The 6707-nt window shown below is 35.4% G+C and carries 9 protein-coding genes; 8 read left to right on the top strand and 1 reads right to left on the bottom strand.

The window, feature by feature from the left end; translation table 11 throughout:
* The 8 genes from A9G40_RS13210 to A9G40_RS13245 all read left to right on the top strand — a co-directional run.
* A partial coding sequence (locus A9G40_RS13210; protein ID WP_141675275.1) for a hypothetical protein occupies positions 1-459 on the top strand: 459 nt, incomplete at its 5' end.
* A gap of 173 nt (positions 460-632) precedes the next feature.
* Positions 633-1604 (top strand): RHS repeat domain-containing protein, encoded by a 972-nt coding sequence (locus A9G40_RS13215; RefSeq protein WP_065583401.1) that lies wholly within the window; start codon positions 633-635, stop codon positions 1602-1604.
* Entirely contained in the window at positions 1601-1879 is a 279-nt protein-coding gene (locus A9G40_RS13220; protein WP_065583402.1) for a DUF6966 domain-containing protein, read from the top strand. Before A9G40_RS13215 ends, A9G40_RS13220 begins: the two co-directional genes overlap by 4 nt.
* Before the next feature lie 254 nt (positions 1880-2133).
* Positions 2134-2616 carry a hypothetical protein gene (locus tag A9G40_RS13225; RefSeq protein ID WP_065583403.1) on the top strand — a complete coding sequence of 161 codons (483 nt, stop codon included), beginning with the start codon at positions 2134-2136 and terminating at the stop codon, positions 2614-2616.
* A gap of 174 nt (positions 2617-2790) precedes the next feature.
* Entirely contained in the window at positions 2791-3717 is a 927-nt protein-coding gene (locus A9G40_RS13230; protein WP_065583404.1) for an RHS repeat-associated core domain-containing protein, read from the top strand.
* Positions 3714-4298, top strand: coding sequence for a hypothetical protein (locus A9G40_RS13235; protein WP_065583405.1), 585 nt, complete (start codon positions 3714-3716; stop codon positions 4296-4298). Before A9G40_RS13230 ends, A9G40_RS13235 begins: the two co-directional genes overlap by 4 nt.
* A gap of 249 nt (positions 4299-4547) precedes the next feature.
* Positions 4548-5519, top strand: a complete 972-nt coding sequence (locus A9G40_RS15650) for an RHS repeat-associated core domain-containing protein (RefSeq protein ID WP_065583406.1) — start codon at positions 4548-4550, stop codon at positions 5517-5519.
* Positions 5520-5521: 2 nt separating this feature from the next.
* Positions 5522-5911 carry a hypothetical protein gene (locus tag A9G40_RS13245; protein WP_065583407.1) on the top strand — a complete coding sequence of 130 codons (390 nt, stop codon included), beginning with the start codon at positions 5522-5524 and terminating at the stop codon, positions 5909-5911.
* A gap of 83 nt (positions 5912-5994) precedes the next feature.
* Here A9G40_RS13245 and A9G40_RS13250 read toward each other — a convergent pair.
* On the bottom strand, positions 5995-6707 hold a 713-nt coding region (locus tag A9G40_RS13250; protein ID WP_141675276.1), incomplete at its 5' end, for an IS3 family transposase.

Here is a 6707-nt window from a genome sequence, read left to right on the forward strand (position 1 = left end):
AAAGTTCCAATGAAAATGGTCTTTTTATTATCAAAGGAATTAAAAAATAATCCAGAAAGAGTCGCTTTAACACAAGCATTAACGTTAGACAAATCAAAACCTACAATGGGTCTCAAAGGTACCAATGGTCTTTTTGGATCAAAAGAGTGGTGGAATAGTATTGAGCAGGGGAGGATACCTTTATTATTTATTTCAGGAATAATAAAAAAAGCTTATGTAGCAGGGCAAGATCCCTCAAATTTTAATAATACAGTTGATTTATTACTTGAAGATGGGACAATTCAATCTGTTGGTATTTATACCAACAAAAAAGAAGATTCAAAGCTCTTTAAAATAGGATATAGTGCAAGTATCGTTTATGCATTAGATGAAATGAAATTACAACCAGATTTTGATGGTAAAATAAATCGCTCTAAAACAGCTTTAGAAATGACAGTCTCATTAGAGCCTGTAGAATAACTTCCAATTTAGATTCAATTTAACATATCAAATCGGCAAGGTAAGCTTAATACTTAGCTTACTTTGTTAGATTTAAATTATTATTGTGTCAACTAACCATTTGCTATGATGTTATTAGCGTTAATATTATGATAAACCCAAATGTTTTTTGGTGGCATATACTTTGAGCATGATTGCTTTGGCAACCTGATTGTGGAAAAACGTGGAAAAGGCCACAGTCTAATAAACTTATTGCCGAGACCGATAACGATAAACACTGGCAAAGCTACCTTTACGAGCCAGACTCTTACCGTCCCTTAGCCCTTCTTGTGCATGGTAATGCCCAACAAGATAACATCAAACTCTACTGGTATCAAAACGACCACCTCGGCACACCCATTGCCCTCACCAGCAACATGGGTGACACCCTCTACGAATGCCAGTATAATGCCTATGGACAGATAATAAACGAAACCCACCATCAGGACGATATAGATTCCCTGCCCGATAACCCATTAAGATTCCAAGGGCAATATTATGATGAGGAAACAGGACTTCATTACAACCTAAACCGTTACTACGACCCATTTACCGGCAGATATATCACCCAAGACCCACTAGGTATACTGGGCGGATTAAATAGTTATCAATATGTCAATGGCGATCCGATAAATTGGATAGATCCGTTAGGGTTGATTAAGGTTGAAAATAGTGGGTTTGAGGGGATCGCTGGAGAGGAGACGAAAAATTATCTACAAGGTAAAAATATTGGCGAATATAGCGCAATCAAACCCGGTCCATTAACAGATGATTTAGCTGGAACTTTTGCTGGAGGTAGGTATAAAGAAATTGTACTTGAACAAGATATAATTTTATATCGCGCTGGAACAGCAGATAAGCCTTTCGGTCAATTTTTCAGTGTAGAATCTCCCCAAGGTATTTTACAGACTCGTATAGATAAAGCTGTATTACCGAAATGGCCAGGAGGAGGAACCTCTCCAATTGACTCATCTATAGCCATAAAAATTCCCGCAGGTACGAAAGTTTATGTGGGGGAAGTGGGTGCTCAGAATGGTATTTATATAGGAGGAACACAACAAATCATTGTACCTAAACCATGGACAATAAAGGAAGCAGAAATTATGGAGATTAAACCATTAAAATGAATAATCATATAAAAAAAATAAAGTTAATTCTTTTTGAAATATCCATATTATTGAAAAAAGGAAATTACCCTGACTGGGGAAATAGTTTTATGAAATTTAGTGAAGACATAGAAATTAATTTCGAAGCTGTAAAAAATCAAATATTAATACTATATGGAGGTATGGGATCTTTTAATGATATAGTGTTACATAATAATAAAAAACCATTAATTAATGAAAATAACAGATTAGATGATTTAAGAACTCAGCTGTATAAATTAATTACAAATAATTAATTTGAAAGAGGTTTTACTTTGTCAAACATACCTTTTAAAGCTTTTGTCCATTTGGTGATAATTAACGTTACCACCAAATTCTATAATTTCTCATTTCTCTAATATGTCGATTAAAACTGGAAAATGGATGAAAACCAATACTCGTTTTAAAGTTGAAGGCGGGCAAATGACAACTCAACTTGGACAAGGTAGAGGTATAGAGATTTTTAATGAAAATATTGTTCATTTTGAAAAAGTAAAATAAAGGTAAAAATATGCTATTAAAATTAGAAAATTCAAAAATACCAATGAAATTAGTCTATCTCCTATCTGAAGAATTAAAGGCTAAACCTGAACAAATTCCATTGGCACAATCACTTACTCTTGATAAGTCAAAACCCTATATGGGATTAAAAGGTACCTATGGCCTTTTTGGATCACAGGAATGGTGGGATAACATTAACCAAGGTCGAATGCCTTTACAATATGTAACTGGAGTAATAACTAGAACTTACGTAGCAGGTCAAGATCCATCATCAATTGATAATAGTTTTAGTTTATTATTAAACAATGGCTCTACGTGTGAAGAAAGCATTTATGATTATATTAACAAAGAAGATAAGAAGCTTTTTCAAATAGGTTCTAAAGTTGAAATTGTCTATGCTCATGATGAATTGAAAAGAAGAGGCAGTAATGGAGAAAAGTCTTACTTAGATATGGTATTAGAAATGGCAGTTTCATTAGATTCTGTAGAATAAGTTCCAATTTAGATTCAATTTAACATATCAAATCGGCAAGGTAAGCTTAATACTTAGCTTACTTTCGCTAGATTTAAATTATTATTGTGTCAACTAACCATTTGCTATGATGTTATTAGCGTTAATATTATGATAAACCCAAATGTTTTTTGGTGGCATATACTTTGAGCATGATTGCTTTGGCAACCTGATTGTGGAAAAACGTGGAAAAGGCCACAGTCTAATAAACTTATTGCCGAGACCGATAACGATAAACACTGGCAAAGCTACCTTTACGAGCCAGACTCTTACCGTCCCTTAGCCCTAGTGCACGGTAATGCGCAGCAAGACAATATCAAACTCTACTGGTACCAAAACGACCACCTCGGCACACCCATTGCCCTTACCGGCAGCTTAGGTGACACCCTCTACGAATGCCAGTATAATGCCTATGGGCAGATAATAAACGAAACCTATCATCAGGACGATATAGATTCCCTGCCGGATAACCCATTAAGATTCCAAGGGCAATATTATGATGAGGAAACGGGGTTACATTATAATCTTAATCGCTATTATGACCCGTTTATTGGTAGGTATATTACTCAAGATCCAATAGGAATTTTAAGTGATATCAACCTATATCGATATGTAGGCAATAATCCTATTAGTGGAATATATCCGTTAGGATTGGATTTTATAGATCTTTATCGTGGTACAGATAATACTGCAGAAATTCAAGCTTATCATGAAACAGGTTGGGTTTTTAGCGAAACGGGATATAACGCTTATGAGCAGGCAATAAGAGATGGTATATTGGGAAGAGATGCTGTAAGTAAAGCTATTATTGAATCAAAATATGCTCATGCAAAACAAATACACGATTGGGGAACGTTGGATCAATATATTCGAGCTCATGGAGAGTGGGGACACGAGCTTAAAGAAATAGGAAAGCGTTCTTTAATATCTTTTACCACTAACGCCGAAAAAGCAGCTGAATGGGGGTTTAATAGTAATAAAATAATTATTCATATCAAAATGCCAAGAAGCCAAGCTATTCAACATACATTAGAAACATCAACAGAATTAGAATATTTAATTATTAACGGGGTAAAACCATGAAATGGATAAAAGCAGAAGGTGTTAACTTTAAATATATTTTTCCTAATGATGATATCATGAAAGAGGAAGGAGAGTTATTTAGAACTAATATAACCTTATTAGGGGAGAAGATCAATCCCTCTTTTGATTTTTATAAAACCTTACAAAGTGGGGTGAATACAAGATTAGCTATTTTTAAAAATTATCGGTTAAAAACGCTTCGAGGAGACTATATACCCCTTTATGACACACCATATTGCATTATATGGCCAGATGATGTCAATTTAACAGAGTTAGATAAAAAGGTAGCAAATGGTTGTTTTAGTGATGAAGATTTTAGCCGTTCAATTAGAGCAAGAATGGTTAAAATAGTGCTTTGTAGAAATTGCCGAGCGGAATATATGGGTTTGGTTGTTGATTCTTCTGAAGTTTATACTGTTGAAACTGAAAAAACTAACTTTGATTATCGTTTGGGATCTGAATTATTGGATAAGAAAATAAAAAACTATAAATTTAAAAAATGCCCAAATTGTAATTCACCTTTTACTATATATGTAGCTAAGATTTTTTATGAATGTGAAGATAAAAAATTTATATGGTAATCAAAATACAAGATAGTAGTCTGGTAATGTTCTTACTGAAAATACCAATCCCCGTATAATACTTGCGGGAAGAGGATTTTTGGCTATGACCGCTTTGGTAACCTAATTGCGGAAAAACGCGGAAAAAACCACCGTCTAGTTACCCACTATCAATATGACTGTCAGCATCGACTAATCAAAGTAATTAAACCGACGGGGCTTATCATCACCTATACTTATGATACTTTTAACCGTCGTACTAGCAAAACAGTGGAGGGTAAAACCACCGAATTTATCTGGCAAGACCATAAATTAATAGCAGAATGTGCCGATAACGATAGATTCTGGCGAAGTTATATTTATGAACCCGATAGCCATCGACCACTAGCCCAAATCCTTGGAAAAGCAGGACAGTCAGAAAAGTTAAAAACCTATTGGTATCAAAATAACTACTTAGGCACGCCTCATCGTCTTACAGACAGCCTTGGCGAAACTGTTTATGAATGCGAATACAGCGCCTATGGCGAAATCATCCATGAACATTGGCCACAAGCTGAAAATAATATTAAACCCATAAATCCACTTAGATTTCAGGGACAATATTATGATGAAGAAACCAGTTTACATTATAATCTTAATCGCTATTACGCTCCTAATCTGGGTCGATTTATTACCCAAGATCCGGCTAAACTTTATGGTGGATTAAATAGCTATCAATATTGTTTTAATCCGATTATCTGGATTGACCCGCTTGGATTACTTGCTGGTTTAGGGAGCCATGCGCCTTATGATCCTCACCTTGTGCGCAAGCAGTTAGAAGAACTATACGGCCCCGGTAATGTGGTTTCTAACACCGTTCCATTGCCAAATAATAAAAATGTTAAATTAAGAGGCCAGCGACATCCTAAATCCAGAATTGTGTTTGACAATAGAGGATTAGGTATTTTTGATGATATTGCACGATATGACACCGTGTTGCCAAGCGCTGAATTTTACAATAAAAGTTATCGAGGCCAAATGAAAATGGCAACTGAAGATTTACGAAGAGCTATCCAACGGGGAGAAGTAAATCCTGGGATATTTACACCAGAGCAGTTAAAAGCAATTAATGCCGGTAAATCTAAAATACCTGATTATATTTGGCATCATCATCAACATCGCGCTAGAATGCAACTGGTTCCAGATGACGAGCATTTTAAAACAGGCCATATAGGTGGCGAAGCATTATCTAAGGGGAAATAAATATGCTAAGGTTAGAAAAAAATAGTGAGGCTATCGGTATTAATTTTGTATATAACTGTTTATTAAGTGGTGCCATCAATATGGGTGAGGTCAATCGTTGGGCAGAAAAAGTCATTGGTGAAAATGAAGTAAGCGATTTACCCGATTATATTTTTGATTTGATTGATTTTAAAGGGGAAGTAACTGACTTACGAAAATTGATAGGTTTGTTTCCTTCTTGGAAGCACACAAAAGAGCAAGATAGGGCTGTTTATGGCATAGCGGTCAAAAGAGGGGAAAAATTATCTCAAGACGATGTCTCATTTAATGAAGAACAAGCATTAGAAGCTTTAAAAAAACACCCAGAAGTCGAAAAATTGTTCAGAGAAACATTCCCTTTTATCGATTTTTAATTGTTTAATTCGTCAGCTTATATCTCTACCATAAGAATGGGTATGTAAATACCCCAAACTTAGTACACAACTCACGTAGAAAATTAAGCTGCCTGTTTTAATGTTTTATATTCGAGCGGTGTCATGTTATTTAATGCCTCATGCGGTCTTTCGGTGTTATAAATCGTTAACCATTCTTCGGTTATTCTCCTTGCTTGTGCTAAGTTGTTAAAAAGATATAAATCGAGTACTTCAGTACGATAGGTACGATTAAATCGTTCAATATAACCATTTTCATAAGGGCTACCGGGCTGGATATAATCAATGGCTATATCATGTGATTTAGCCCAGTTTATAAAGGTTTTTCCTGTAAATTCTGGTCCATTATCGACGCGTATTTTTAACGGATAACCATGATACTCCGCCAATTTATCCAAATAACGAGTCACTCTACCTGCGGGTAAACTCACACCAATATCAATACCTAATGCCTCACGATTAAAGTCATCGATGACATTGAATGTCCTAAAGCGACGTTGATTACGACTACTGTCACTCATAAAATCCATTGACCAACATTCACCTTGTTTATTGGGGGCTAATAACCTTTCCGGGCATCGTGGAGGAATGCGTTTTTTACGCTTTACCCTGAGATTAAGCTTTAATTCACAATACACCCGATATACCCGTTTATGATTCCATTGATAGCCGAGCTTTCTGATACGATTAAAACATTTAGGAAAGCCCCAGCGTAAATGCCGGTCTGTGATAGCATTCAACACCGAAACAATCACCGAATCATCCTGTAACTTAGCTT

This window comes from Gilliamella sp. Nev3-1, assembly GCF_001690435.1.
GTDB classification, from domain to species: Bacteria; Pseudomonadota; Gammaproteobacteria; order Enterobacterales; family Orbaceae; genus Gilliamella; species Gilliamella apicola_C.

Excerpts from the sequence above, each read along its gene's own strand:
- A9G40_RS13235 (WP_065583405.1), top strand. The coding sequence starts at position 3,714 with ATGAAATGGATAAAAGCAGAAGGTGTTAACTTTAAATATATTTTTCCT.
- A9G40_RS13245 (WP_065583407.1), top strand. The coding sequence starts at position 5,522 with ATGCTAAGGTTAGAAAAAAATAGTGAGGCTATCGGTATTAATTTTGTA.
- A9G40_RS13225 (WP_065583403.1), top strand. The coding sequence starts at position 2,134 with ATGCTATTAAAATTAGAAAATTCAAAAATACCAATGAAATTAGTCTAT.
- A9G40_RS13220 (WP_065583402.1), top strand. The coding sequence starts at position 1,601 with ATGAATAATCATATAAAAAAAATAAAGTTAATTCTTTTTGAAATATCC.